Here is a 25,693-nt window from a genome sequence, read left to right on the forward strand (position 1 = left end):
GCAGGATGAAGGTGTTGCTGGTCGACGACCATGTCGTGGTCCGGGCCGGACTACGGGCGCTGCTGGAGGGCGAACCAGGATTCGAGATCGCAGGCGAGACCGGCGACGGCGAAACGGCGATCCGGCTGGTGCTGGACCTCCAACCCGATGTCGTACTGATGGATCTGCGGTTGGAGCAGGGCGCGATCGACGGTATCGAGGCGACTCGACGGCTGGCCGGGGTGGCGCCGCAGGTCAAGGTCGTCGTGCTGACCAGCCATGGCACCCGAACCGATGTCGCTTTGGCCCTGGCGGCGGGCGCCCGTGGCTATGTGCTCAAGGCGGGGCCGCCGGAAGAGTTGTTCCGCGCGCTCCGGACCGCGAACGACGGCGGTACCGGCATCGCCCAGGAGGCTGTCGGCCTCTTGATCGACGAGGTGACGTCTCCGGCGGCGGTACTGAGCGACCGTGAGGTCGAGGTGATCCGGCTGCTGGCCCGGGGCCACAGCAATCGGGAGATCGCAGCCAGCCTCTTCGTCAGCGAGGCGACGGTGAAGACCCACCTGATCCGCATCTACCGCAAGCTCGATTCGACCAACCGGGCCGGCGCCGTCACCGAGGCATTCCGCCGTGGCCTGGTCCACCTGAGCTAACCGAGCCCAGCCGGCCGGCAACCGAGATGGAACGGGCGCCCGCCGGTCAGCCGGTTGATCCTGCCGGTACTCCCGGCGCGGACTGCGGAGCGGGATCGGTCACCGGCACAGCGTAAGCGGATCTTCCGGTCAAGTTGCCGGTCCTCCTGCCTGGTGTCCGCACCGGCCGGACGGTTGTGTAGGTGCCGACTCATCCGAAGATGGAGCACCCAGACGGGGGAACGGCAATGAAACTTCCGCGGAAACGAGCGACAGTCGGAGTCGCGGCGATCGCAGCCCTGACGATGCCGCTGGTCGTCATATCCTCAGCCGCGCCGGCGGCTGGAATGTCCGCAGCAACGACCGTGGCGAGTCGGCCGGCCGCGGACGTGGCTGCTGCGGTGACCTATGCGCCGCAGTCCGGCCCGATCGGCCAGCACCCCACTGCTACCGGGGCGCAGTCGAGCCCGATCCGTCGCGCCATCCTCGACAACATCGCGCACACCCCGCAGCAGCAGACGATCCGGGTGGTGGCCTGGAACTTTGACGACCAGGGGATCACCACCGCGCTGATCAACGCGCACCGGCGCGGGGTTCACGTGCAGGTTCTGGTATGGGAGAGCAACTGCGGCAGCGGGACGGCCCAGCTGCGGGCTGTCCTGGGTGGTGCCGGCGACGCGAGCTTCTTCAAGTGCATCCAGAACTCCGCCCGCGGGCCGGAAGGCAAGGGCCAGTTGCATCAGAAATCGTTCACCTTCTCCCGGACCGGTACCGCGAGCCATGTTTCGCTGGTGACGTCGTACAACCCGACGGATCACGCGAACAAGAACCAGTACAACGTCGCCTTTCAGTTCGTGAACAACCAGACCATGCACGACGACCTGAAAGCGCTGTTCGTCCAGCAGACGGCCGATCAGCCGCGCCCGGCCCGGTGCCAGACTGCCGCGCCCAACGACGGCAGGCTCTTCCAGCACTTCTTCAACAGCGGCTACGGCGTGATGGCCTACCCGCTGGACTGCATCGCCGAAGATCCCCTGATCACCCGCCTGCGAACGATCCCGAACCCTGACCATGCGGTGATCCGGGTGGCGACCTCGGGCTTCACCAACGAGCGAGCCCGGCGGATCGCGGAGGAACTGGTGCGATTGCGCAAGGCCGGCGCCTGGGTCAAGGTCATGCATACGGCCGGTGCGGGGCCGGTGGTGAGGAGCATCCTCGACCAGGGCGGGGTCACCCGGCTGGACACGCAGACCTGCGGCGGCACTAACGACGTCAGCTTCAACCACTCGAAGATGTTGCTGGTCAGCTACGTGTCGGCCGGGACGCGGAGCTACCGAAGCTGGGTCGGGTCGGACAACATGGCCGACTCCTCGATCAACTCCGACGAACTCATGGTCCAGGTTCCTCAACTGGCGCACTACGAGGCTCTGACGGACTTCTTCGATTTCACCTGGCAGCGCGAAGCCGCGCAGTGCTGAGGCGCCATTGGCCCGCCGACGCCTGAAGGTCGGACAAAGCCTCGGCAAGTCGCCGGGGCTTTGTCAGGTCCTGGCGCCTTGGAGAACGGTCTCCTGTCAGTGACAACGCAGTCACTTGGCGTGTTGGTGTCAGCGGCATTTCCGCGTCTTGCCGGGGAAAAGTGGGGGGCATAGTGTCCGGGCGCGCGCTCCACCGGCGGTGGAGGAGGGGAGGTGGCGCAGGACGCCGGGTGGGGAGCCGGAGCGTTCAGGCGGAGGTGGTGCAGCTGCCTGCCAGCTCGGCGTGGCGCAACCCGCCCAGCACCACTTCGCGAAGGGACCACTCAGATGGTCTTGTTCCAGCGTTCCCGCAAACCCGCCACCGTGGTGGCGATCGCCGGCCTCGTCCTGGCCGGCCTCGCCGGATTCAGTCCAGCGACGTCCGGCGCCGCGCCGGATGCGGCGCCACCGCCCAGGCCGTCACCGGCCGAGTCCAAGGTGTACGCCGCCCGAGCCGCTTCGACCCTGGTGGCGAACCGGCCGGCCGGACTGCACGCCGGCAAGAGCGACGCCTTTGTCGCCAAACCCGTCATCTCCGAACCCTCCGGCCTGCAGTACGTCCCGTACGAGCGCACCTTCAAAGGCCTCCCGGTCATCGGCGGTGACTTCGTCGTCGTCACCGACGCGACCGGCGCAGTACGGGCCACCTCGGTCGCCCAGACCAGTCCGATTCCCAACCTCGCGACGAAGGCCGGCATTACCGCCGCGACCGCCGCGAAGACCGCGACCAAGCAGCTCGAGCGCGTCACCTCCAGCACCCGGCCGACGCTGGCCGTGTACGCCCTCGGCAGCACCCCACGACTGGCCTGGCAGTCCCGCGTCAACGGCACCAGCGAGGGCGAGCCTTCCAGCCTTTCCGTGTACGTCGATGCGGCCACCGGCAAGGTGCTCGGCACGCAGGAGCACGTGATGTCCGGCACCGGTACGGGCTCGTACAACGGACCCAACCCGCTCCAGCTGGCGACCACCCAGTCCGGAAGCACGTTCTCGATGAAGGACCCGGTCACCACCAACCTGGCCTGTCAGGACTCGGCGAACAACACCACGTTCACCGGCCCGGACGACGTCTGGGGCAACGGCACCGGGACGAACAGGGAGACCGGCTGTGTCGACGCGCTCTTCGGGGCACAGACCCAGAAGAAGATGCTGAGCGAGTGGCTCGGCCGCAACGGCATGGACGGCAACGGCGGCGCCTGGCCGATCCGGGTCGGCCTGAACGACCAGAACGCGTACTACGACGGCACGCAGATCCAGATCGGCAAGAACACCGCCGGTGCCTGGATCAGCTCGATGGACGTGGTGGCGCACGAGATGGGCCACGGCATCGACGACCACACCCCGGGCGGGATCTCCAAGGGTGGAACGCAGGAGTTCGTGGCCGACACGTTCGGTACGGCCACGGAGTACTACAGCAACCAGGCGGCGGCGTACGACCCGCCGGACTTCCTGATCGGCGAAGAGGTGAACCTGGTCGGCCAGGGGCCGATCCGGAACATGTACAACCCGTCGGCGCTCGGCGACCCGAACTGCTACTCGAGCGCGATCCCCGGCATGGGCGTGCACACCGCGGCCGGACCCGGCAACCACTGGTTCTACCTGCTGTCCCAGGGCAGCAACGTCACACCGGCCAGCCCGACCTGCAACAACTCGACGGTGACCGGCATCGGCATCCAGAAGGCGATGCGGATCATGTACAACGCGATGCTGATGAAGACGAGCACCAGCTCGTACCTGAAGTACCGCACCTGGACACTGACCGCGGCCAAGAACCTGTTCCCGGGCAGCTGCACCGAGTTCAACACCGTGAAGGCGGCGTGGGACGCGGTCAGCGTTCCGGCACAGACGGCTGACCCGACCTGCGTTCCGACCGGTGGCGTCACGGTTTCCAACCCGGGCAACAAGGCCGGGGTCGTCGGGACCGCGATCGCGTCGTTCACGCTGACGGCCTCGGGCGGCACCGCGCCGTACACGTGGTCGGCAGCCGGACTCCCGGCCGGTCTCTCGATCGGTTCCTCGACCGGCACCATCTCGGGTACTCCGACCGCAGCGGGCACCTACAACGTCACCGTGACCGCGACCGCGAGCGCCGGCGGATCTGGCACCGCATCCTTCACCTTCACCATCACCGGTGGCGGCGGAGGTTGCTCCGGGCAACTACTAGGGAACCCCGGCTTCGAGACCGGTACTCCGGCGCCATGGACGGCGACCGCCGGAGTGGTCACCAACCAGGCCGGCCAGGCGACTCACAGCGGCACGTGGAAGGCGTGGCTCGACGGCTATGGCTCGAGCCACACCGACACCTTGAGGCAGACCGTCACCATCCCGGCGGGGTGCACCGCGACTCTGTCGTTCTGGCTGCACATCGACTCGGCCGAAACCACCTCGTCGATCCAGTACGACAAGCTGACCGTCAAGGCCGGCGCGACCACCCTGGCGACGTACTCGAACCTCAACGAGGCGACCGGCTACCAGCTGCGAACCTTCAACGTGTCGGCCCTGGCCGGCACGACGTCCACCATCACCTTCACCGGCGTGGAGGACAGCTCCCTGCAAACGTCCTTCGTCGTCGACGACACCAGCCTCAACCTGAGCTGAGCTGAAACCAGCTCCCCGGCAACCTTCAACAGGTTGCCGGGGAGTCGGCACGTTCGGGTCGTTCTGAGTGGGTGAAATCCGGAAGACAATGGCGTCGGCGCGCGTTGTCAGTGGCATGACGATCAAACTGGGGCTGATTCTTCCGACCTCCACACCCGACCCGAGCCGGCCGATCCTGGGCGATGTCCGGGCTGCTGCGCGGCTGGCCGAGGAGGCTGGCGTCGAGTCGGTGTGGTCCACAGACCACCTGATCGCGAGTGCGCCGATGCTGGACAGCACGGTGGCGCTGACGACGGCCGCGGCGGTGACGGAGCGGATCAAGATCGGGTACGGCGTGATGCTGCTGGCGCTCCGGCCGGTTGCGTGGGCCGCGAAGCAGGTCACCTCGTTGCAGTACGTCTCCGGCGACCGGCTTCTGCTGGGCGTGGGGACGGGAAACCCGGCACACGGCGACGTCGGCTGGCGAGCGGCCGGTACGTCGTACGAGGATCGGGGACGGCGGACGGATGAGGCGCTGGCGGTGCTTCCTGACCTGATTGCCGGCCGGAAGGTTCAGCTGGCGGAGGGGCTGGAAGCTGCGATCGAGCCTGGTTCCACGGTGCCGCCGCTGCTGGTGGCGGGCGATGGCAAGAAGGCACTCGACCGGGCTGCACGCTTCGGCGACGGCTGGATCTCGCTCGGGCTCGCAGTCGATGACGTGCCGGCGCGGATCGCCGCGCTGGAGGAGTTGGCCGCTGGCTACGGCCGGCCGCGACCGACCGTCACCATCGTTGGCGCGCAGCTCGATGACGATCAGGCCAAGGCGGTCCACCAGCTCGCGGCGTACGCGGAGGCCGGCGTGGAGCGGGTCATCCTCGTACCGGGTGCCGACGGATGGGAAGCGGGCTACGAGCGCGCCGCGAAACTCCAGGCAGCCCTCTGAACTTGAAGGTCCTCCGGGCAACGCTTGATGGTGCTCCCGGCAACCAGCGGATTTGCCGGGAGCATGGATCAGCTGGTTTCCTCGGTGCTGGGGTAGCGGGCCGACCACCAGTCCTGCCAGCGCTTGTCGATCTCCTCGCGGGTTGGATCGTCGAGGCCGTAGAGCGTGAGGACGGCCATTGCGGCACCGGCCGGCTTCTTGTCGGACGGGCCGATGTGGCTGAGCACCAGCAACCCGTCGCCCCACTGGTCGACCGTCAGCCCGACCTGGTGCTCGGACCGGAACCACACGTGTCCGGTGACTGATTCACCGACCAGGTCAGCCTGGTACGGCGCACCGACTGCGGCGTCGAGACCCAACTGCTCGGCCGGACCGGACTTGCCCGCGCCCGAGTAGAAGAGCGTCCGCCGGCTCTCGCTCGGGTGCCGCTCCAAGGCGAAGCGCAGTTGCTGGATGAACGTGATCCAGCCCTCGGTGATGTCGTCGTAGTACGCGTCCCACTCCGGATCGTCGGCGTGCGGTGCCCTGGTGAGGGTGATCCTCGAGCCACCCTCGAACGGCTCGACCACGAACCGGTCGCCGCCCTGGACCTCCAGCGTGCGCGTCTCGCTGTCCTCGGTGAACGCGGTGAAGTAGATCAGGTCGATCTCGGCGTCCAGCCCCTCGAACTCCCAGCCGTGCCAGTGCCGGATCTTCTCCTTGTCCCGCAGGGCATCCCAGACCGCCTCGACCGGCGCGGCCACGGTCACCACGATCCGCGGAGTCTCCTCGCTCATGACTTTTCTCCTTCTGTACTACGGGGCGCGGGGTGGCCGCCGGCGATCAGCCGGTAGGGCCGGCCATCCTCGGCGTCGAAGGTCTCGACCACCTGCCGGACCGCTTCGGTCAATGCGTCAGTGAATCGGTGCACGTCACCGGGCTCGGCGAACCGAACCTCGGTCTCGAGCGTGAAAGTCAGCAGCCGCTTGCCCGAGGCATCGGCCTTGTTCTGCATCCGGGCGACGTCGCGAACGGTGCCGGCGGCAACTTCCACCAGGTGCTCGGCGGCGTACTGATCACCGAGCCGGCTGAAGGCGCGACCCATCACGGCCGGGTCGACGACGAAGGAACCGGACGTCGCGCGCAGGATCCGCTCAACACACCCCCGCCGCTGCCGCTCCTCGACCAGCTCCACCAGCCCGGCCTTCTCAAGCTCCCGCAGGTGGTAGTTCACCCGCTGCCGCGGCAACTCCAGCGCCGCGGCCAGTTGCGTCCCCGACGCCGGCTCCTGCAACAAATCCAGCAACCGCCGCCGCAACGGCGACAACGCCGCTCGCACCTTCTCCGGCTCTTCCAACAACCTCATGCCCCCTACTGTCGTATTGACAGTTTCATTTGTCAATATGGTCGTCCGGACCGCCCCCACTCACAAACTCGGTCGAGAGGGGAGCTGGGCCGCGGGGTTGAGCGGGCGTCACGGCGGTGGATGAGGGTTTGTGAGTGGGGGCGGTCCGGGCGGTCCGGGCGATGCGGGAGGATGGGCGGTATGGGGTTTGAGGGGCCGCGGTTACCGGTGGGGACTCAGGTGGTTTTGCGGATTGAGCGCCCGGATGAGGTGGGGGGTACTGCGCAGCGTGGGGCTACTGGGCGGGTCAGTGGGGTTACGGCTGATGGGCGGTATGTCGTGCGGCTGGTTGATGGGCGGGAGGCGACGGCGCAGCGGGATCAGTTGAGCCTGCGGACGGCGTACCAGAGTGAGATGGTTGCGGTGGATCAGCCGGATGGGGATCGGCTGGTGCGGGAGCACACGATCTATTCGGCGGTGGTGGGGTCGCGGGCGTTCGGGCTGGAGACGGATGGGTCGGATACGGATACGCGTGGGGTGTACGTCGCGCCGACTGAGGCGTTCTGGTCGCTCGGTAAGCCGCCGATGCATGTCGACGGACCGGAGCCGGAGTGGTTCTCCTGGGAGGTCGAGCGGTTCTGCGAGCTGGCGCTCAAGGCGAACCCGAACCTGCTGGAAGTGATCCACTCGCCCCTGGTCGTCCAGCAGACGCCGCTCGGGGAGGAACTGGTCGCGCTGCGGCGGTCGTTTTTGTCACAGCTCGCCTACCAGACGTACTCCGGCTATGTGCTCAGCCAGTTCAAGAAGCTGGAAGCCGACTTTCGGCGAGACGGTTCGCCGAAGTGGAAGCACGTGATGCATCTGATCCGCTTGTTGCTCTCGGCCCGCACCTTGCTGGTCGACGGCGTACTGGTCGTTGATGTCGGCCCCCATCGCGAGCGGCTGCTGGCTGTGAAGCGCGGTGAGATCCCGTGGGAAGAAGTCGAGCGCTGGCGCCTCGACCTGCATGCGGAGCTCGAGAACGCCTTGCAGAAAACAGTTCTTCCGGCGACGCCCGACGTGGCTAAGGTTGACGCCTGGCTCAGATCGGTCCGGAGGAGGAGCATCCATGACGCGTGACATGCGCGAGCTCGACTATCCCGAACTCCGCGCCATCATCGCCGACCAGCCGTACCGCTTGCTCTTCGCAACCGTCTCCGGCGCGCACCTCTACGGCTTCCCGAGCCGCGACTCCGACGTGGATCTGCGGGGTGTTCATCTCTTGCCGGTCGAGGAAGTGGTCGGGTTGACGACGGGACCCGAGACGCTGGACCGCACCTGGTTTCAGAATGAGGCCGAGGTCGACCTGGTGACGCACGACCTGACGAAGTTCGTCCGGCTGATGCTGCGCCGCAACGGCTACGTGCTCGAGCAACTCCTCTCACCGCTCGTCGTGGCGACCACCCCGGAGCACGAGGAGCTGGTCGCCCTGGCGCCGGACTGTCTGACCCGATGGCATGCGCACCACTACCGCGGCTTCGCGAACACCCAGTGGGACTTCTTCGCCAAGAAGCGCGAACTGAAGCCCTTGCTCTACACGTTCCGGGTCCTGCTGACCGGGATCCACCTCATGCGGACCGGCGAGGTACAGGCAGACCTCCGCAAGCTGGTCGACCTCCCCGAGGCGCCGGCCTACCTACCAGACCTGATGACCACCAAAGCCGAGGCCGAGCACGCCCCCCTAGTCGGCCTGCACATGGAGCAACTCGACCGAGACGTCACAACTCTCCAGGCAATGCTCAACCAAGCCGAGACTGACTCCAAACTCCCTGACCGCCCCACGGCGGACGCCGCACTGCACGACTTGGTCGTCCGGGCTCGCTTGCGCACCACCTGACCAAGCGCAGCGTGCCGAACGACAGGTAGTGCACCCGCAATACACCGTCAGCGCCACCCCGCTCACACTTGAGCGCACTACTGCGGAGACGACTACATCCTGTCGTTCGGCACGCCCCGGCAACGCCGGCGCGGGGATGCCGCGTGACAGTACGGCGCACGCGAGGCTTCCGCTTTGCCTTCAGGGCGGCGGCGCAGGCGCGGGGGACTTCCGGAGTCGGGCTTACTTTACTGTGTGAAGCTATTGACACCTGCTCTGATTGGGGAAATAGTTTCGTCCTGAAAACAATCAGAAAGCAGAGTGAATCAACAGTGTCGAACATCAAGGTGCTGCAGCTCCGCTCGGCGGGGGTCAGTCTTGTGCTGGATTGTTCTGGGACGGCTCTTCCGTCTGTGCTGCATTGGGGTGCGGATCTCGGGCTGCTGGACGATGCGGCTCTGGCCGGACTCCGGCAGGGGGCGGGTGCGGTGCAGGCCGGTAACGGGCTGGATGACAACCTGCCGGTGGCGATCATCCCGGAGTACTCCGCGGGCTGGTTCGGGTTGCCGGGGCTCAGTGGGCATCGCGACGGGCAGGACTTCTCCGCGTCGTTCCAGTTGACCGAGGTCGCGCAGGCCGGCAACAAGGTTCAGGTGACCGCGACCGACCCGCAGGCCGCGCTAACCCTCGCGCTCGCGATCGAGTTGACCGACTCTGGGCTGGTGCGGGCCAAGGCGGAGCTGACGAACACCGGCGCGTCGGCGTACACGGTCGACGGGCTCGTGCTCGCGTTGCCGGTGCCGACCGAGGCGACCGAGTTGCTCGACATGACTGGCCGGCACATCGGTGAGCGGCACCCGCAGCGGCACGCGTTCACGCAGGGCGCGCACATCCGCGACAACCGCCGCGGCCGCACCGGCGCCGACGCCACCCTGTTGCTGATCGCCGGCACCCGCGGTTTCGACTTCGGCACCGGCGAGATCTGGGCCGTGCACACCGCCTGGAGCGGCAACCACCGCTCGTACGCCGAACGCGGCATGAGCGGGTACGCCGTGATCGGCGGCGGCGAACTGCTTCTTCCGGGTGAAGGCCGGCTCGCCCCAGAAGCGTCGTACAGCACCCCGTGGATCTACGGCTCGTACGGCGTCGGCCTCGACCAGGTGTCGACCCGCTTCCACGAGTACCTGCGTGCTCGCGAGACGCACCCCAAGACGGATCGCCCGGTCGTGCTCAATACCTGGGAAGCCGTGTACTTCGACCTCGACCTCGACAAGCTGAAGGCACTCGCCGACGCGGCTGCCGAAGTCGGTGCGGAGCGGTTCGTGCTCGACGACGGCTGGTTCCGTGGCCGCCGCGACGACCACGCCGGCCTGGGCGACTGGTACGTCGACGAGGGCACCTGGCCGAAGGGGCTGCACCCTCTCGTCGACCACGTCACCGGGCTCGGGCTGCAGTTCGGCCTCTGGGTCGAGCCCGAGATGGTCAACCCGGACTCCGACCTGGCTCGTGAGCACCCCGACTGGATTCTTGCCACCGGCAACCGGATGCCGCCGACCGCACGTCACCAGCAGGGCCTCAACCTGGGCATCCCGGCGGCGTACGACTACTTGCTCGAGCGACTCGACTCGCTGCTGAACGAGTACGACATCAGCTACCTCAAATGGGACCACAACCGCGACTTCGTTGACGCTGGCAACCAGCTGACCGGTACTGCGGGCGTCCACGAGCAGACTCTTGCCGTGTACCGACTACTGGACGAGCTCAAGCGTCGTCATCCCGGCCTGGAGATCGAGTCCTGCTCATCGGGTGGTGCCCGGGTCGACCTCGCGATCCTGGAGCGGACCGACCGGGTCTGGGGGAGTGACAGCAACGACGCGCTGGAGCGGCAGAAGATCCAGCGCTACACCCAGCTGCTGCTGCCGCCTGAGCTGATCGGCTGCCACGTCGGTCCGCCGAAGGCGCACACCACCGGCCGGACCCAGAGCCTCGCCTTCCGGGCCGCCACCGCGCTGTTCGGCCACTTCGGCATCGAATGGGACATCAGCGCGGCTTCCGCCGAGGAGCGCAAAGAGCTGGCAGGGTGGGTCGCGTTGCACAAGGAGCTGCGGCCGCTGCTGCACACCGGCAAGGTGGTCCGCGCCGATCGCGGCTCGGACGACTTCCTGCTGCACGGAGTGGTCGCGCAGGACGGCTCGCGCGCCGTGTACTCCGCTGTGCAGCTGGCCCAGTCGGTGACCTCCGATGTCGGCCGGGTCCGGCTGCCGGGTCTCACCAAGGACCGGGTCTACCGGGTCAGCAAGATCGCCACCCCGGGCCCGGAGAGCCGCCACTCGACGCCGTGGTGGCGCGACGGCGGCACGGTGGAGCTGAACGGCGCTGCGCTGGCGTCGGTCGGCGTCCACGTGCCGGCCCAGTGGCCCGAGAGCGCGGTCCTGCTGGACGCCAAAGCGATCTGAGAGCCACCGACCGAGAGGAACGAGCCCCGTGACCACGACGACGAGTGCGCCGAGCGGCGTAGCACGCAAACGACGAAGGTACGGGGATCTGAAGGTCGCGATGATCTTCCTGGCCCCCGCGACGCTGGGCTTCGTGGTCTTCTATATCTGGCCCACGGTGCGGGGTGCCTACCTCAGTTTCACCGAGTACAGCCTGCTGTCCGCGCCGGAGTTCAACGGGCTGGCCAACTACGACCGGATGCTGCACGACAGTTTCTTCTGGAACGCGCTCGTCGTCACCGTCGAGTACGTCGTGATCAACATCGGGCTGCAGACCGTGCTCGCGGTCGGCATCGCGATGCTGATGTACCGGTTGACCCAGTCGATCACGGTCCGGGCGGTGATCCTGGCGCCGTACCTGGTGGCGAACGTCGTGGTCGCGCTGGTCTGGTACTGGATGCTCGACTACCAGATCGGCATCGTGAACCGCGGCCTGACCTGGCTCGGGGTCGACCCGGTCGCCTTCTTCGGTGACTCGCACTGGGCGATCCCGACGATCGCCGGGATCAACGTCTGGCGGCACGCCGGGTACACGGCGCTGCTGGTCTTCGCCGGGCTGCAGACGATCCCGAAGTACGTCTACGAGGCGGCCGAGATGGACGGGTCGACCGAGATGAAGACGTTCTGGCGGATCACCCTGCCGCTGCTGCGTCCGGTCCTGGTGATGGTCCTGGTGGTCACCATGATCGGCTCGTTCCAGATCTTCGACACCGTCGCGGTCACCACCCAGGGTGGTCCGATCAACGCGACCCGGGTGATCTACTACTACATCTACGAACGGGCGTTCACCCGGTTCGACTTCGGTTACGCGTCCGCGATGGCGATGGTGCTGTTCGCCATTCTCGCGGTCATCTCCCTGCTGCAGTTGCGGTTGCTGCGCGCCAAGGAGAGTGATCTGGCATGAGGCTGCGACTCAATCCGGGCCGCATCGTCGCCTGGGCCTGCCTGATCGTCTTGATGATCCTGACGCTGTTCCCGTTCTACTGGATGCTCCGTACTGCGCTGTCGAACAACACCCAACTGGCCGGCAACGCCAGTTCGCTGCTTCCGGTGGAGACGACTCTGGGCGCCTTCAAGCGGGTGCTCGGGTTGTCCACGGTCGCCGAGGCGCAGGCCCAGGGCGGTTCCGGTGCCTCGGTCAACTTCTGGCTGTATCTGCGCAACTCGTTGGTGGTGGCAACCGTCACGACGGTCTGCCAGGTGTTCTTCAGCGCGATGGCGGCGTACGCGTTCGCCCGGCTGCGCTGGCCCGGCCGGGACAAGGTGTTCGCGGTGTTCCTGGCCGCGCTGATGGTGCCGCCGATCTTCACCACGCTGCCGAACGTCGTGCTGATCAAGAACCTCGGCCTGCTGAACAGTTTCGCCGGCATCATCCTGCCGAGCGCGTTCATGACCCCGTTCGCGATCTTCTTCCTGCGCCAGTTCTTCCTCGGCATCAGCCGGGAGCTGGAGGAGGCGGCGATGATCGACGGCGCCGGTCACCGGCGGATCTTCTTCGGCCTGATCATCCCGATGAGCGCCGCGCCGATCACCACGCTGGCGATCCTGACCTACATCAACTCCTGGAACGACTACTTCTGGCCGTTGCTGGTCGGTCAGCAGGAGCAGGTCCGGGTGCTGACCGTTGCCCTCGGCATCTTCCGGTCGCAGACCCCGCAGGGCGGACCGGACTGGGCCGGGCTGATGGCCGCGACGCTGATCGCCGCGTTGCCGATGATCCTGCTCTTCCTGGTGTTCGCCAAGCGGATCACCAACTCCATCGGTTTCTCCGGGATCAAGTGAGGTGTCCACGATGAGCATTTCACGCCGCACCATCCTGAAGGCCGGACTCGCGGGCCTCGCCGCCTCGGCGGTGGCCGGCTGTAACAACGGCGCTGCCGACCGCCCGCCCGGCGAGGTCTCCTACTGGCTGTGGGACTCCGCCCAGCTGCCGATGTACAGCGAGTGCGCCAAGCTGTTCGAGCAGCAGAACCCGCAGTACTCGGTGAAGATCGAGCAGAACGGCTGGGCCGACTACTGGAACAAACTCGTCACCGGCTTCATCTCCGGTACTGCGCCCGACGTGTTCACCTCGCACTCGTCGAAGTACCCGCTGTTCGCCGACAAGGGGCAGTTGCTCGCGATCGACGAGTTCGTGGCCAAGGACAACGTTGATCTGAGCATCTACCAGAAAGGGCTCGCGGACCGCTGGGTCGGTGCCGACGGCAAGCGGTACGGGCTGCCGAAGGACTGGGACACCGAGGTCTACTTCTACAACAGCGCGATGGCCGAAGCCGCCGGGATCAGCACCGAGCAGCTGAACTCGATGACCTGGAATCCTCAGGACGGTGGCACCTTCGAGCAGATCGTTGCCCGGCTCACGGTCGACGCCAAGGGTCGCCGCGGTGACCAGCCCGGCTTCGACAAGAACAACGTGAAGGTCTACGGCCTCGGTTTCGGTGACGCCGGCGGCGCCGACGGCCAGACCAGCTGGAGTTGGTACGCCGCGAGCAACGGCTGGAAGTACTCCGAGGGCGTGCCCTGGGGCACCAAGTTCTTCTACGACGACCCGAAGTTCGTCGAGACAATCGCCTGGTGGCGTGGGCTGATCACCAAGGGCTACATGCCCAGCCTCTCCCAAGCGAAGTCCGGGATCGACAGTTCGGCCACGGCGGCGTTCGGGGCGGGCAGGTACGCGATCACCCCGAACGGTTCGTGGATGCTCGGCACGTACGGTCAGCTCAAGCAGGTGCAGACGAAGCTGGCCCGGCTGCCGCAGGGACCGATCGGCAAGCGGATGTCGATGATGAACGGGCTGGCCGACAGCATCTGGGCGGGCACGACCCGCAAGGAGGCGGCCTGGGCGTGGGCGAAGTTCCTCGGCTCGCAGCCGGCGCAGGACATCGTCGCCAAGGCCGGAGTCGTCTTTCCCGCGGTGACCGCCAGCATGCCGGCCGCGAAGGACACCTTCGCCAAGGCAGGCTGGGACGTGACACCGTTCCTCGAGCCGGTCGAGGCGGGCAACGTGTTCCCGTTCCCGGCCAATCCGAACGCGGCCGACGTCTCCGCGGTGATGACGCCGGCGATGGAGGCGGTCGTCGGCTTCCAGGCGGACCCCTCCTCCCTGGCCAAGGCCAACGAAGAGGTGAACGAGATCCTCGCGGCCAACTCCTAGCTCGGCGCCCAGCGCACAACACGCCCCTGACTGCGGGTTCGGTCAGGGGCGTGTACTCCGCGGGGAGTAGGTGAGGTACCGCCGTGGAGGGGACGCGGCGGGGGTGGGGTGGGCGACACGATCGGTGCAGTCGGAGAACTGCGATGACCGAGGGAGTGTCATGAACGAGGAGAAGCCGGTTCGGATCGGCGATCGGGAGCGGGAAGAGGCCGTGGCGCGGCTTGGCGCCCACTACGAGGCGGGGCGGCTGACCGCCGAGGAGCACCAAGAGCGCGTCGGCGAGGCGCTGCAGGCGAAGACCCAGCTGGACCTGGCCGCCCTGTTCGAAGACCTCCCAGGCGAGCCGGCGGGTGGAGCTGGGCAGGCGAGGGCCGGGGACAGGGGTGCGCAGCAGCAGGACTGGGCCGGGCCGTGGGGTTGGGCTCGACCGCCGTGGACTGCACCCCAGGATAAGGCCGGAGCGCAGGCATCCGCGGGTCCCAGGCGGTCGCAGTACGGGCCGACTTGGAAGCGCAAGGTGCCGTTGCCTGTGTTGCTTGGGCTGGTTGTTGCTGGGGTGTTTTTGTCAGTGGCTTGTGTGGTGTTGGGTGGGCATCCGCCGGTGTTGCCGTTCTTGCTGGTTGTCGCGGGTGTGATGATCGCGAAGTCGCGTCGGCAGGGGGCGCGGGCATGAGGGCGGCGTACCGGGTGCTGGCTTCGCTCATCGCGCTGGCGGTGGTGTTGCAGGTGGCGTCGATCGCGATGGCCGGGTTCACCGTCGCCGGTGACGCGGAGGACGGCGCGACGATCGGGGCCGACTACAGCAACTTCGGGCAGAGCTACCACAGCATGGCCGGGATGGCGATCGCGCTGCTCGCGCTGGTGTTCCTGATCGTGTCGTTCCTGACCAACGTACCGCGCGGCCGGATGCTGGCCGGGATCGTGGTCGGCCTGGTGGTCCTGCAGATCCTGCTGGCCGTGGTGTCCTTCGGGCTCCCCGCGCTCGGCCTGCTGCACGGGATCAACGGTCTCGCGATCGCCGGGGTCGCCGGGATGGCGTCCCGTCGAGCCGCGACCGTGGCTCAGCCCGCGACCAGTGCGTAAGTGGAAGGGGCGGCTGATCGCCCTGGGGGTGACGCTGGCGGTCCTCGTACCGCTGGCGTACCTCTGGGCGACCAGCCTGGTCCCCAACGACTATTCGGCGATGGAGATGGGGTACGCCGACTACGGCGGTGGGCCGTCGGCGGCCGGGCATCAGCATCACGGAGGTAAGAGCGTCGCGGACCTGACCGGGCCGCGGACCGGCAAGCCCGATGTCGCCGTCACGCTGACCGCGCGGAAGCAGAAGTTCACCCTCGCGAGTGGTGAGGCGTTCGACGGGTTCACCCTGAACGGCACCTCACCCGGCCCGCTCATTCGCGCGAAGCAGGGTGACCTGGTCGAGGTGACGCTGGTGAACGAGTCGGTGCCGGAGGGCGCGACGCTGCACTGGCACGGGATCGACGTACCGAATGCGGAGGACGGGGTCGCGGGTGTCACGCAGGACGCCGTACCGGTGGGTGGGAAGCACGTCTACCGGTTCAAAGCCGACGTGGCGGGGACCTATTGGTACCACTCGCATCAGGTGTCGAGTGAGGAAGTGCGCGGCGGGTTGTTCGGGACGATCGTGATCGGCGGTGCGGAGGAGGAGGAGGACGTGATCGCGGCGATCCACACCTACGACGGGAAGCGCACGATCAACGGGCGGACCGGGTCGTCCCGGATGGATGTTGCCCCTGGCAAGAAGATTCGCGTCCGGGTGATCAACACGGACAACACCATCATCCGGACCGGGCTGATCGGCGCGCAGTACAAGGTGATCGCGGTCGACGGGCGGGACCTGACCGGGCCGACGCCGGTGACGGCCGCGTTCCCGTTGGCTGCCGGCGCACGAGTGGACCTCGAAGTCGTGGTGCCGGCCTCTGGGGTGCTGCGGCTGGATGCGGGGACGGCGACCCTTGACCTCGGCGCAGGTGATGCGCCGGCGGCGAAGTTGCCGGACGAGACCGTCGATCTGCTGACCTACGGTACGCCGGCACCGCTCGGGCTGGACCCGGCGAAGGCGGATCGCCGGTTCGAGTACCGGATCGGGCGGCGGCCGGGTTTCCTCGACGGCGTACCGGGGTTGTGGTGGACGATCAACGGGAAGAAGTTTCCGGACGTACCGATGTACATGGTGGCCGAGGGGGACGTCGTGGTGATGACGATCAGCAACTCCAGCGGTCAGGCGCACCCGATGCACCTGCACGGGCATCACGCGGTGGTGCTGTCGAGGAACGGTGTCGCGGCGAGCGGGACGCCGTGGTGGATCGACACGCTCGAGGTCGGTGATAAGGAGACGTACGAGATCGCCTTCGTGGCCGACAACCCGGGCGTCTGGATGGACCATTGCCACAACCTGCCGCACGCGTCGGAGGGATTGATGACACATCTGGGCTACGAGGGCGTCAGTACGCCGTACCGGGTCGGTGGTGAGCACGGGAACGAGCCGGAGTGAGGTATTGATCGAAGGAAATGGATCGTTCTATAGTTCTGGATCATGAGCGCGCTGAGCGTCAAGCCACTCGATCCGGCGACCTGGGCGGATTTTGCCCGGTTGGTCGAGGCGCACAAGGGTGTCTGGGGTGGGTGCTGGTGCATGGGCTTCCATCCCGAGGGTTTCGGGCCCGACAACCGGGCGGCGAAGGAGGCGCGGGTGCGGAGCGGTCAGGCGCACGCCGCGCTGGTCTTCGACGGCGATGAGGCCGTGGGTTGGTGTCAGTACGGTCCGACCGATGAGCTGACCAGGATCAAGCACCGGAAGCGGTACGAGCAGGAACTCACCGCGCTGCCCGACTGGCGGATCGTGTGCTTCTTCGTCGCCAACAAGCGCCGACGTCACGGCATCGCGTCCGCGGCGCTGGCGGGCGCGCTCGACCAGATCGAGAAGGCGGGCGGTGGTGTCGTCGAGAGCTATCCCGAGGACACCACCGACCGCAAGACCTCCGGCTCCTTCCTCCACAACGGCACCCTCGCCATGTTCGAACGCGCCGGCTTCCACCGCACCCGCCAAATCGGCAAACACGCCTGGGTCGTCACCAAGAAGATCGGCTGAGGAACCATCCGGGCCGCCGCTGGCAACATCTCAGGCTGAGCTAGTTGTTCTGAGCAACAGTTGGTGGCTGATTCGGTTGCAGCGGGCTCGGTGGAGGGCGGCTATGCGGTCGCAGGCCGCGTCCATGGCCTCCTGCTGGGACGGGTAGTAGCCGTACCAGAAGGGGTCGTCCGGTTGTGGATCGGCGTGGTCGTCGATGTCGGCGTACCAGTCGCCGCCGGCGCGGAAGACCCGCGCGTGCAGGTGGATCTCGGTCCCAAGGTCGCTCATCGCCCGCATCCCTGTGTGTAGAGAAACCGTGCGCTTGCCCTTCCATGGTGAAACCGCCCGGCGCCGATCCGGCGACCGACACGCCGTCAGAGCACGAGGACGGTGATTCGCTGGGCCGAGTTGTTCGCGAAGCCGCCGCGGTTCCACGGCGCTTCGATGGGCTGGACCCGGCCGCTGCGGTCGTGGGCGCGGACGGTCAGCACATGCTCACCGCTGGTCGCCTGCCAGTCGTAGGAGAAGCCGCGCCAGGACAGGTCGTTGCTCTCGGCATCGAGTTTCGCGTCCTGCCAGCTGACGCCGGCGTCGACGCTGACCTCGACCCGCTCGATCGGCGCCCAGCCGGACCACGCGCGGCCCTGCAGGACGACCGGCCCGGCGGTGACGAAGCGGTGCCGGCTCATGAAGTCCGGGTAGCCCGGCGGGATCAGCAGCGCGCGCGGTTCGATCCGGGTGATCGCGACCCCGGGATCGTTCGCGTCCTGCCGGATCCGGTAGGCGACCGCGTTCTGGTAGCCGGTGAACTCGTGGTCGATCAACTCGATCGAGCGCAACCACTTCACGCTTGCCATCCCGTACCAGCCGGGCACCACCAGCCGCAGGGGATAGCCGTGCTGCGGCGGCAGCGGTTCGCCGTTCATCTCCCAGGCGACGATTGCGCCGGAGTCGAGCGCCTCGGCAAGCGTCAGGCCGCGCTGGTAGTCCTGCTCGACACCTCGCTCGAACCCATGGTCGGCGCCGGTGAACACCACATCGACGGCATCCTCACGAACCCCGGCGGCCTGGATCAAAGCGGCCAGCGGTACGCCGGTCCATTCCGCGGTCCCGACGGCTTCCATCAACCAGGGCTGGCTGATCGGCCTCGGCTGCAACGAGGCGCGACCGTTGCCGGCACACTCCAGTGTCACCCGGACGGTCTGCCGCCCCATCGCCCGCAGCTCGGTCAGCCCGAATGCCAATGGTTGCTCGACGCAACCACCAACGGACAGTTGCCAGCTCGCGGCATTCGCGGCCGGGATGTCGTAGTGCACCAGCACGTAGTGCAGGCCGGGCGGCGTCAGCTCGTACCGCAGCGCCTCCAGCGGGATCCCGTGATTACGCGCAGCCAGTTGCAGCTCGTCCCCGGTGATTCCTTCGCCGGTGTCCGCCAGCCGCCCCTTGGCGCTGAACTGTTCGATCGACATCGTCTGGCCCCTTTCCCCCGGTTGTAAGCCTAGGTCACGACCCAGCCTGAGTCATCAGAGCCAGCCGTTGTCCAGGGCGATCCGGGCCGCCTCGGCCCTGGTCCGGGCGCCGGTCTTGCCGATCGCGGCCGAGAGGTGGTTGCGGACCGTGCCTTCCGACAGATGGAGCTCCCGGGCGACGTCAGCCACGGTGCCACCCGCGCGTGCGGCCCGCAGTACGTCGGATTCCCGCGCTGTCAGCGGACTCGTCCCGGCGACCAGCGTCTCGGCGGCCAGCGACGGGTCGACCACTCGCAGGCCTTGGTGGACGCGGCGTACGGCGTCGGCGAGTTGGGCCGCGGGCGTGTCCCTGACGACAAATCCGGCCGCGCCCGCCTCCATCGCGCGGCGCAGGTATCCCGGCCGGCCGAAGGTCGTCACCATCAGCACCCGCACCCCCGGTACTGCGCGCAGCGCGGCCGCCGCCTCGATGCCGTCCAGCCCCGGCATCTCGACATCGAGCAGGGCCACGTCGGGTTTCGCGGTACGGACTGCTTCGACAACCTCGTCGCCGCGGCCGACCTCGGCGACCACCTCGAGGTCGGGTTCGAGAACGAGCAGCGCGGCCAGGGCGCCACGAACCAACGCCTGGTCGTCCGCGATCAGCAGCCGTATCGTCACGAGTCAACTCTGACAGCCAGCCGGAAGCCACCGCCCGACGCCGTACCGATCTGCAGCGTCGCCCCGGCCGCGTCCGCGCGCTCCCGCAACCCGATCAGCCCGTTCCCGGAGTCGCCGGAAGTCGTCGGACCCCTGCCGTCATCCAGTACTTCGATCTGTCGCGCGCTCAGCTTGATCGCGCACTTCTTCGCCCCGGAGTGCCGGACCACGTTCGTCACGCCCTCCCGAACGACCCAGGCGAACAACTCGCGCTGCTCCTCCGGCACCTCGTCGATGACCGTCGGCAGGTCGGCCTTGATCTCAGCTGCCTGCAGAGCGGTTCGCGCCGACACCAGCTCACCGGCCAGGCTCAACTCGCGATACCCGGCCACAGCAGCCCGTACGTCGGCCAGCGCCGAGCGCGCCAGCCGCTCGACATCCGCGACCTCGGTCGCCGCGCGGTCCGGCTGCGCCTCGATCAACCGCCCGGCCAGCTCGGCCTTCGCCGTGATCACGGTCAGCGAGTGGCCGAGGATGTCGTGCAGATCGCGGGGCCGTCATGACCTACCCGTGACCAAAGTCAGGCCCCGGGAAGCCGCCGTCGAGTGGCAGCCTCCCGGGGCTGTTTAGCTTCAGGCCGGGAGGGTCCAGAGCTGGTTGGTGCGGTTGACGCAGTCCCAGATCTGCAGCCGGGTGCCATCGGCCGAGCTCTGGCCGGTGGCGTCCAGGCATCGTCCCGATGCGGGGTTGCGGAGCGTCCCGTTGGACTGGGCTTGCCACGACTGGGCGCCGGTGCCGTTGCAGTCGTAGAGCTGGACGCGGGTGCCGTTCGCAGTACCGGCGGCGGTGACGTCCATGCACTTGCCCAGGGCACGGATCGTGCCGTCGGTGCCGACCGTCCAGGTCTGCGCGTTGGTGCCGTTGCAGGTCCAGAGCTGGACGGCCGTGCCGTTCGCGCTGTTGGCGCCGGCGACGTCCACGCACTTGCCGCCGATGCCCTTGATCGTGCCGGTCTTGCCGCCGGGGTTACTCGTTCCGCCCGCGGCGTCGAAGATCGCGCTGACCAGGGACGTGGCGCCAGTGGTGTCCTGGGACAGCTCCCAGTTCATGATGCCGCCGGCGTTCGCCACCGCCCACTGGGTCTTGCGCTTGATCGTGGGGATGCCGTTGTAGCACTGCTGGGCGCCGTTGACGGTGACACAGTCGACCTGGGCGTTGGCCGCGTTCATCCCGACGATCTGGGAGTACGTCAGGTAGTTCGGCCGGCTGTAGAACGGCACGCCGAGCACGGTTTTGCTGGCGGGCAGACCACGGCCCTTCCAGAAGTTGGCAGAGCCGATCGACCAGTTGTAGTTGGCGTGCGGGCTGCCGCCGTCGTACGCCATGATGTTCAGCCAGTCGACGTAACCGAAGACGGCCGGCTGGACGCCGTTGGCCGTCGTACCTTCGGAGACAACCGCGGCGGTGAGCAGCTTTCCCCTGCTGTGCATGGCGGTGCTCAGCTGCGACATCAGGGCCGTGAAGTTGTTGCCGGAGGTGCCTGGGTCGGGGTACTCCCAGTCGATGTCGACACCGTCGAGGTTGTGCTGCGTGACGGCGTTGACGACGCTGTTGACGAAGGTGGTGCGGGAGCTGGCGTTGCCGGCGAGGGTTTCGAACGCCGGGTCGTTGCCGTCGTTCCAGCCGCCGATGGCGAGCGAGACCTTGACGCCGTTGCTGTGCGCAAGGTTCACCAGCGACGCGAGCTTGGCCGTGTCCGGGATCGCCTGCAGGGTGCCGTTGGAGTTCGGCAGCGCGAAGGCGTAGTTGATGTGCGTCAGCTTGCTGTACTGGATGCTGTTGACGCTGCCGGACCACGAGGGCATGTAGCCGACGCTCTTGAATCCGGCCGGCAGGGCTGCGGCGGCCGTGGTGGCCTGGGCGGCAGCGGGTGCCGTGGCGGCGGCATCGGCGCTGGGAGCGCCGGTGAAGGTGGCTAGCAGGCCGGCGGTGCCGGTGACCATGGCGAGGGCTGCGACGGCCACTCGACTTCGGAGCTTCATCCTGACTGACTTCATGGGGGCGGTGTCCTTTCGGATGGACCCTCGCGACCGCTCCCGTTCCAGCTCAGGAGATGACGAAAAGCCGTCCGGGCGCAGGGAGCAGCGCGCGGACGGTCGTCTTCTCGAGGCACCTTCCGGGGGCGGAAAACTGCGAAGGTGAATATAGAAGAGATCTGACCGAAGTCGGCTTCAGTCAACCCGGATTACTTACCGGCGTCAAGGCATCATCTGGTTTCAGAATGCGCATTCTCAGCGCGGCGATCAGATATCCGGGGCCTTGGAGCGGGAGGTTCTGGTGATCGCGATCGAGGCGGCGACGACGCAGGCCATCCCGGCGAGCTGGATGGGGGCGAGGCGCTGGCTGAGGATCAGGAAGCCCGCGGTGGCGCCGACGGCGGGCTCGATGCTCATCAGGATCCCGAAGACAACAGGCTTCATCCGGCGCAGCGCGAGGGTCTCGAGCGAGTAGGGGAGGACCGAGGAGAGGACGGCGATCGCGAGGCCGAGGAGGAGGGAGTTCCAGTGCAGCAGTTCGCTGCCTGCGGTCATCAGGCCGATGGGGGCGGTGAGGACGGTGCTGATGACCATCGCGAGCGCGAGACCGTCGAGCTGGGCGAACCGCCGGCCGGTGTCGGCGCTGAGCAGGATGTAGCACGCCCACAACGCACCGGCTAGAGCAGCGAACCCGACGCCGAGCCAGTCGACCTCCGAGAGCTCATGCCCGTTCACCAGTACTACGCCGAGCGCCGCGCCCGCGACGGCGATGAGGTCCCGTCGCTTGCGGGACATCGCCGCGGCCAGGCCGAGCGGGCCGATGAACTCGATGGTGACCGCGACGCCGAGGGGCAGGCGTTCGAGGGAGAGGTAGAAGGACAGGTTCATCAGGCCCAGCACGATGCCGAAGGCAACAACCGAGAGGAGGTCGCGGCGGGTTCGTTGCCGCAGGCTCGGACGGGCGATCAGCAACAGGATCGGCACGGCGAGCGCGAGCCGCAACGAAACGGTGCCGGCGGCACCCAACCGCTCGATCAGCAACGCGGCCAGCGCCCCACCGAACTGGACGGACACCACCCCACCCAGCACCATCGCCGTAGGAGGAACCCGCACAGTACGCACAACCGCATCAGATCACGGCGGTGCAGCCCGCCAAGGGGGGTGGGGCCGAACGCCCAGGCCATCAATGGGTGGTGCGAGCGGAATGCATGAGGCGGGGCAGCGGGCGTGCGGCGTACGGGGCGGGGCGATTGGTGGGGTGGGGGTCCGGCCGGTAGGCGGGGCGCCGGTTGGTGGCTGGGGGTCTAGCCGGGAGCCGGGGGCGCGATGGGCGGGGTGGGGTGGTCAGGCGCGGAGGGAGTTGAGGCCTTGCCAGAGGAGGGTTTTGAGGGTGGTGGCGAGCTTCTCGGGGGTGGGGGTGTTGTTGTTGCGGGTGCGCCAGATGGCCAGGCGTTCGGTGGCGCCGGAGATGCTCTGGGCGACGATCTGGATCTCGTCCTCGTCGTGCGGGTGATCGGCGGGCAGGTTCAGCCGGACCATGGTGGCGATCAGCTCGACGAACTCGGCGCGGACCTCGTCGGCGGCCTGGGCGGCCGGGCCGGCGGCGAGCATGCCTTCGTCGACCAGCACCGACCACGCTCGCGGGTGCTCGTCCAGGAACGTGAACCACGCGACGAACCCGGCGTACATGGCCTGCTCGGGGTCGCTCGCGGCGAGGATCGCGTCGGCGACGGCATCCAGGAGCTGAGCTCTCAGGCGGGACAGGCAGGCGAGGAACAGGCCGTCCTTCGAGCCGTAGTACTGGTAGACGAGCGGTTTGGAGACGCCGACCGCGGCGGCGATGTCGTCCATCGAGGTGCCCTGGTAGCCGCGCTCGCCGAAGATCCGCTCGGCCGCGTCCAGGATCTCCCGCTCGCGCGCCGCACGATCCCGCCGGCGCTTCACCGGTACTGCGCCGTCCGTGGTCGAGGTCACTTGCACACTCTAACTGACTCCGAGTAACTTACTGGGAGTAAGTTCTCCCAGCGCGCCCCTTGGAGGCTCCGATGACGGCTACCCGACAGCACCGGATCGTGGTGATCGGCACCGGCTTCGCCGGGATCGGGATTGCCGTGCGGCTCAAGCAGGCCGGCTACCACGACTTCGTCGTGCTCGAGCGGGCCGACGACGTCGGCGGGACCTGGCGGGACAACACGTACCCCGGCTGCCGGTGTGACGTCCCCTCGCACCTGTACTCCTTCTCATTCGCGCCCAACCCGGACTGGTCGAGCACGTTCTCGCCGCAGCCGGAGATCGAGGAGTACCTGCGGAAGGTGACCGACGGCTTCCGGGTCCGGCCGCACATCCGCTTCGGGCATGCGGTCGAGTCGGCGCACTGGCAGGACGACCACTGGCTGATCCACACCAACCAGGGCGACTTCACCGCGGACATGGTGCTGTCCGGGATGGGCCCGCTGGCCGAGCCGTCGATTCCGAAGCTGCCGGGGATCGAGGCGTTCGAGGGGGAGGTCTTCCACTCGGCGCAGTGGAACCATGAGCTCGACCTGAGCGGCCGCAAGGTGGCCGTGATCGGCACTGGCGCGTCGGCGATCCAGTTCGTGCCGGCGATCCAGCCGGATGTCGAGGAGTTGCACCTGTTCCAGCGGACGCCACCGTGGGTGATGCCGCGGCCGGACCGCAAGATCACCGCCGCCGAGAAGCGGGTCTACCGTGCGTTTCCCCTGGTGCAGAAGGCGGTTCGGGCCGGCATCTACTGGAGTCGCGAGTCGCTGGTGCTCGGCTTCGCCAAACTGCCCGCGATGATGAAGCAGGGCCAGAAGATCGCCGAGCGGCACCTGCAGCAGCAGATCCGGGACCCCGAGCTGCGAGCCAAGCTGACGCCCGACTTCACCCTCGGCTGCAAGCGGGTGCTGATCTCGGACGACTACTACCCGGCCGTCGCGCAGCCGAACGTCGAGGTCGTCACCGAGCCTGTCTTCGAGGTCACCCCGACCGGCATCGTCACCGAGGACGGCGTGAAGCACGAGGTCGACACGATCATCTACGGCACCGGTTTCCGGGTCACCGACCTGCCGGTGATGGACATGCTGCACGGCCGCGACGGCAAGACGCTGCGCGAGGCCTGGGCGAACGGGATGGAAGCCCATCTCGGGACGGCGATCGCCGGCTTCCCCAACTTCTTCCTGCTGATCGGCCCCAACACCGGCCTCGGCCACAGCTCGATGGTGTTCATGATCGAGTCGCAGATCGCCTACATCCTCGACGTCCTGCGAACCATGGACGCCGAGGGGCTGCGGGAGGTCGAAGTGCGACCGGAGGTGCAGCGGCAGTTCGTGGACGGGGTTCGCTCGTCGATGCGCAACACGATCTGGACCCGCGGCGGCTGCACCAGCTGGTACCTGGACTCCGAAGGCCGCAACACCACCCTCTGGCCGTCCTTCACCTTCCGTTTCCGGCAGCTGACCAGGCGCTTCGACCGCAGCGAGTATCTGACCCGCTAGAGGACGAGCTCGGCGACCGTCTCGCCGTCGCTGAACTCTCCGGTTTCCTTGAAGCCCAGCCGCAGGTAGAAGCCTTGCGGGCCGTCGGCGCCCGGGTGGTAGGTCACGGTCATCACCTTGCCGCCGCGCCGGCGGATCTCCTCGGCGACCTGCTCGACCGCGAACCGCCCGTACCCCTTGGCCTGCGCGCCGGCGTCGATGTTCAGCCGCCACAGACCGGAGCGGATGTCGCTGCGGCTTCCGTCGCCGAGCCAGTCGATGTCCAGGAAGGCCATCAGGAATCCGACCGGCTGGTCCCCGTCGAGGATCAGCCGCGGCCACGCCACGCCAGGCCACATCGACGCCTCCGCCAGGGACTGCACCACTGGTTCGACCAAATGCTCCTGGTCGGCGCGGACCTTGATCGCGAGTGCGGTCTCGAAGTTGGCCGGAGTGATTTCGGCCAGGCGGAGGTCGGTCGTCATGCGGCCAACGATAGGCGG

Annotated in this window: 25 protein-coding genes; 15 read left to right on the plus strand and 10 right to left on the minus strand. The window is 67.6% G+C overall.

Features of this window, described 5'->3' with window-relative positions:
• Positions 1-5 precede the first annotated feature (5 nt).
• The 4 genes from ACQPYM_RS10400 (at position 6) to ACQPYM_RS10415 (ending at position 5,645) form a co-directional block, all read left to right on the plus strand.
• Positions 6-632, plus strand: a complete 627-nt coding sequence (locus tag ACQPYM_RS10400; RefSeq protein WP_433018448.1) for a response regulator — start codon at positions 6-8, stop codon at positions 630-632.
• 227 nt (positions 633-859) lie between these two features.
• On the plus strand, positions 860-2,089 hold the full coding sequence (locus ACQPYM_RS10405; RefSeq protein WP_433018451.1) for a phospholipase D-like domain-containing protein: 1,230 nt from the start codon (positions 860-862) through the stop codon (positions 2,087-2,089).
• Between the two features lie 327 nt (positions 2,090-2,416).
• The gene (locus tag ACQPYM_RS10410; protein WP_433018454.1) at positions 2,417-4,723 is read left to right on the plus strand and encodes a M4 family metallopeptidase; all 2,307 of its coding nucleotides are present in this window, start codon (positions 2,417-2,419) and stop codon (positions 4,721-4,723) included.
• 115 nt (positions 4,724-4,838) lie between these two features.
• A complete protein-coding gene (locus ACQPYM_RS10415; protein WP_433018457.1) occupies positions 4,839-5,645 on the plus strand; it encodes an LLM class flavin-dependent oxidoreductase in 807 nt (268 codons plus the stop codon).
• 68 nt (positions 5,646-5,713) lie between these two features.
• Here ACQPYM_RS10415 and ACQPYM_RS10420 read toward each other — a convergent pair whose 3' ends face one another.
• Positions 5,714-6,421 (minus strand): SRPBCC family protein, encoded by a 708-nt coding sequence (locus ACQPYM_RS10420; RefSeq protein ID WP_433018459.1) that lies wholly within the window; start codon positions 6,419-6,421, stop codon positions 5,714-5,716.
• Positions 6,418-6,990, minus strand: coding sequence for a helix-turn-helix domain-containing protein (locus tag ACQPYM_RS10425; RefSeq protein ID WP_433018462.1), 573 nt, complete (start codon positions 6,988-6,990; stop codon positions 6,418-6,420). The genes ACQPYM_RS10420 and ACQPYM_RS10425 overlap by 4 nt, the downstream gene beginning before the upstream one ends.
• Before the next feature lie 318 nt (positions 6,991-7,308).
• Between ACQPYM_RS10425 and ACQPYM_RS10430 the strand changes: the two genes are divergently transcribed.
• The 10 genes from ACQPYM_RS10430 (at position 7,309) to ACQPYM_RS10475 (ending at position 17,585) form a co-directional block, all read left to right on the plus strand.
• Positions 7,309-8,088: a nucleotidyltransferase domain-containing protein gene (locus tag ACQPYM_RS10430; RefSeq protein ID WP_433018465.1), complete on the plus strand. Its 780-nt coding sequence runs from the start codon at positions 7,309-7,311 to the stop codon at positions 8,086-8,088.
• The gene (locus ACQPYM_RS10435; protein ID WP_433018468.1) at positions 8,078-8,845 is read left to right on the plus strand and encodes a nucleotidyltransferase domain-containing protein; all 768 of its coding nucleotides are present in this window, start codon (positions 8,078-8,080) and stop codon (positions 8,843-8,845) included. Before ACQPYM_RS10430 ends, ACQPYM_RS10435 begins: the two co-directional genes overlap by 11 nt.
• A gap of 311 nt (positions 8,846-9,156) precedes the next feature.
• On the plus strand, positions 9,157-11,280 hold the full coding sequence (locus ACQPYM_RS10440) for an alpha-galactosidase (protein ID WP_433018471.1): 2,124 nt from the start codon (positions 9,157-9,159) through the stop codon (positions 11,278-11,280).
• A 28-nt stretch (positions 11,281-11,308) separates the two neighbouring features.
• The gene (locus ACQPYM_RS10445; RefSeq protein WP_433018474.1) at positions 11,309-12,223 is read left to right on the plus strand and encodes a carbohydrate ABC transporter permease; all 915 of its coding nucleotides are present in this window, start codon (positions 11,309-11,311) and stop codon (positions 12,221-12,223) included.
• Positions 12,220-13,101, plus strand: a complete 882-nt coding sequence (locus ACQPYM_RS10450) for a carbohydrate ABC transporter permease (RefSeq protein WP_433018477.1) — start codon at positions 12,220-12,222, stop codon at positions 13,099-13,101. Before ACQPYM_RS10445 ends, ACQPYM_RS10450 begins: the two co-directional genes overlap by 4 nt.
• Positions 13,102-13,111: 10 nt before the next feature.
• Positions 13,112-14,473 carry an ABC transporter substrate-binding protein gene (locus tag ACQPYM_RS10455; RefSeq protein ID WP_433018480.1) on the plus strand — a complete coding sequence of 454 codons (1,362 nt, stop codon included), beginning with the start codon at positions 13,112-13,114 and terminating at the stop codon, positions 14,471-14,473.
• A gap of 160 nt (positions 14,474-14,633) precedes the next feature.
• Positions 14,634-15,146: a DUF1707 SHOCT-like domain-containing protein gene (locus tag ACQPYM_RS10460; protein WP_433018483.1), complete on the plus strand. Its 513-nt coding sequence runs from the start codon at positions 14,634-14,636 to the stop codon at positions 15,144-15,146.
• Entirely contained in the window at positions 15,143-15,556 is a 414-nt protein-coding gene (locus ACQPYM_RS10465; protein ID WP_433018486.1) for a hypothetical protein, read from the plus strand. The genes ACQPYM_RS10460 and ACQPYM_RS10465 overlap by 4 nt, the downstream gene beginning before the upstream one ends.
• Entirely contained in the window at positions 15,549-16,988 is a 1,440-nt protein-coding gene (locus tag ACQPYM_RS10470; RefSeq protein ID WP_433018489.1) for a multicopper oxidase family protein, read from the plus strand. Before ACQPYM_RS10465 ends, ACQPYM_RS10470 begins: the two co-directional genes overlap by 8 nt.
• Before the next feature lie 42 nt (positions 16,989-17,030).
• Positions 17,031-17,585: a GNAT family N-acetyltransferase gene (locus ACQPYM_RS10475; protein WP_433018492.1), complete on the plus strand. Its 555-nt coding sequence runs from the start codon at positions 17,031-17,033 to the stop codon at positions 17,583-17,585.
• Positions 17,586-17,615: 30 nt separating this feature from the next.
• On the opposite strand, the gene ACQPYM_RS10480 is transcribed toward ACQPYM_RS10475, so the two are convergent.
• The 7 genes from ACQPYM_RS10480 to ACQPYM_RS10510 form a co-directional block, all read right to left on the minus strand.
• The gene (locus ACQPYM_RS10480) at positions 17,616-17,855 is read right to left on the minus strand and encodes a hypothetical protein (RefSeq protein ID WP_433018495.1); all 240 of its coding nucleotides are present in this window, start codon (positions 17,853-17,855) and stop codon (positions 17,616-17,618) included.
• A gap of 86 nt (positions 17,856-17,941) precedes the next feature.
• A complete protein-coding gene (locus ACQPYM_RS10485; protein ID WP_433018498.1) occupies positions 17,942-19,036 on the minus strand; it encodes a sulfite oxidase in 1,095 nt (364 codons plus the stop codon).
• Positions 19,037-19,090: 54 nt separating this feature from the next.
• Positions 19,091-19,696, minus strand: coding sequence for a response regulator transcription factor (locus tag ACQPYM_RS10490; protein ID WP_433018501.1), 606 nt, complete (start codon positions 19,694-19,696; stop codon positions 19,091-19,093).
• On the minus strand, positions 19,693-20,190 hold the full coding sequence (locus tag ACQPYM_RS10495) for a sensor histidine kinase (RefSeq protein WP_433018504.1): 498 nt from the start codon (positions 20,188-20,190) through the stop codon (positions 19,693-19,695). The genes ACQPYM_RS10490 and ACQPYM_RS10495 overlap by 4 nt, the downstream gene beginning before the upstream one ends.
• Positions 20,191-20,307: 117 nt before the next feature.
• Positions 20,308-21,732, minus strand: a complete 1,425-nt coding sequence (locus tag ACQPYM_RS10500; RefSeq protein WP_433018507.1) for a glycosyl hydrolase family 18 protein — start codon at positions 21,730-21,732, stop codon at positions 20,308-20,310.
• A gap of 246 nt (positions 21,733-21,978) precedes the next feature.
• Complete coding sequence (locus ACQPYM_RS10505) at positions 21,979-22,833, minus strand: EamA family transporter (RefSeq protein ID WP_433018510.1); 855 nt, start codon at positions 22,831-22,833, stop codon at positions 21,979-21,981.
• Between the two features lie 222 nt (positions 22,834-23,055).
• Complete coding sequence (locus ACQPYM_RS10510) at positions 23,056-23,685, minus strand: TetR/AcrR family transcriptional regulator (RefSeq protein WP_433018513.1); 630 nt, start codon at positions 23,683-23,685, stop codon at positions 23,056-23,058.
• 71 nt (positions 23,686-23,756) lie between these two features.
• Between ACQPYM_RS10510 and ACQPYM_RS10515 the strand changes: the two genes are divergently transcribed.
• Complete coding sequence (locus ACQPYM_RS10515) at positions 23,757-25,211, plus strand: flavin-containing monooxygenase (protein ID WP_433018516.1); 1,455 nt, start codon at positions 23,757-23,759, stop codon at positions 25,209-25,211.
• Here ACQPYM_RS10515 and ACQPYM_RS10520 read toward each other — a convergent pair.
• The gene (locus tag ACQPYM_RS10520) at positions 25,208-25,675 is read right to left on the minus strand and encodes a GNAT family N-acetyltransferase (protein ID WP_433018519.1); all 468 of its coding nucleotides are present in this window, start codon (positions 25,673-25,675) and stop codon (positions 25,208-25,210) included. The genes ACQPYM_RS10515 and ACQPYM_RS10520 overlap by 4 nt on opposite strands.
• Positions 25,676-25,693 lie beyond the last annotated feature (18 nt).

Source organism: Kribbella sp. CA-294648 (assembly GCF_050943845.1).
GTDB lineage: Bacteria > Actinomycetota > Actinomycetes > Propionibacteriales > Kribbellaceae > Kribbella.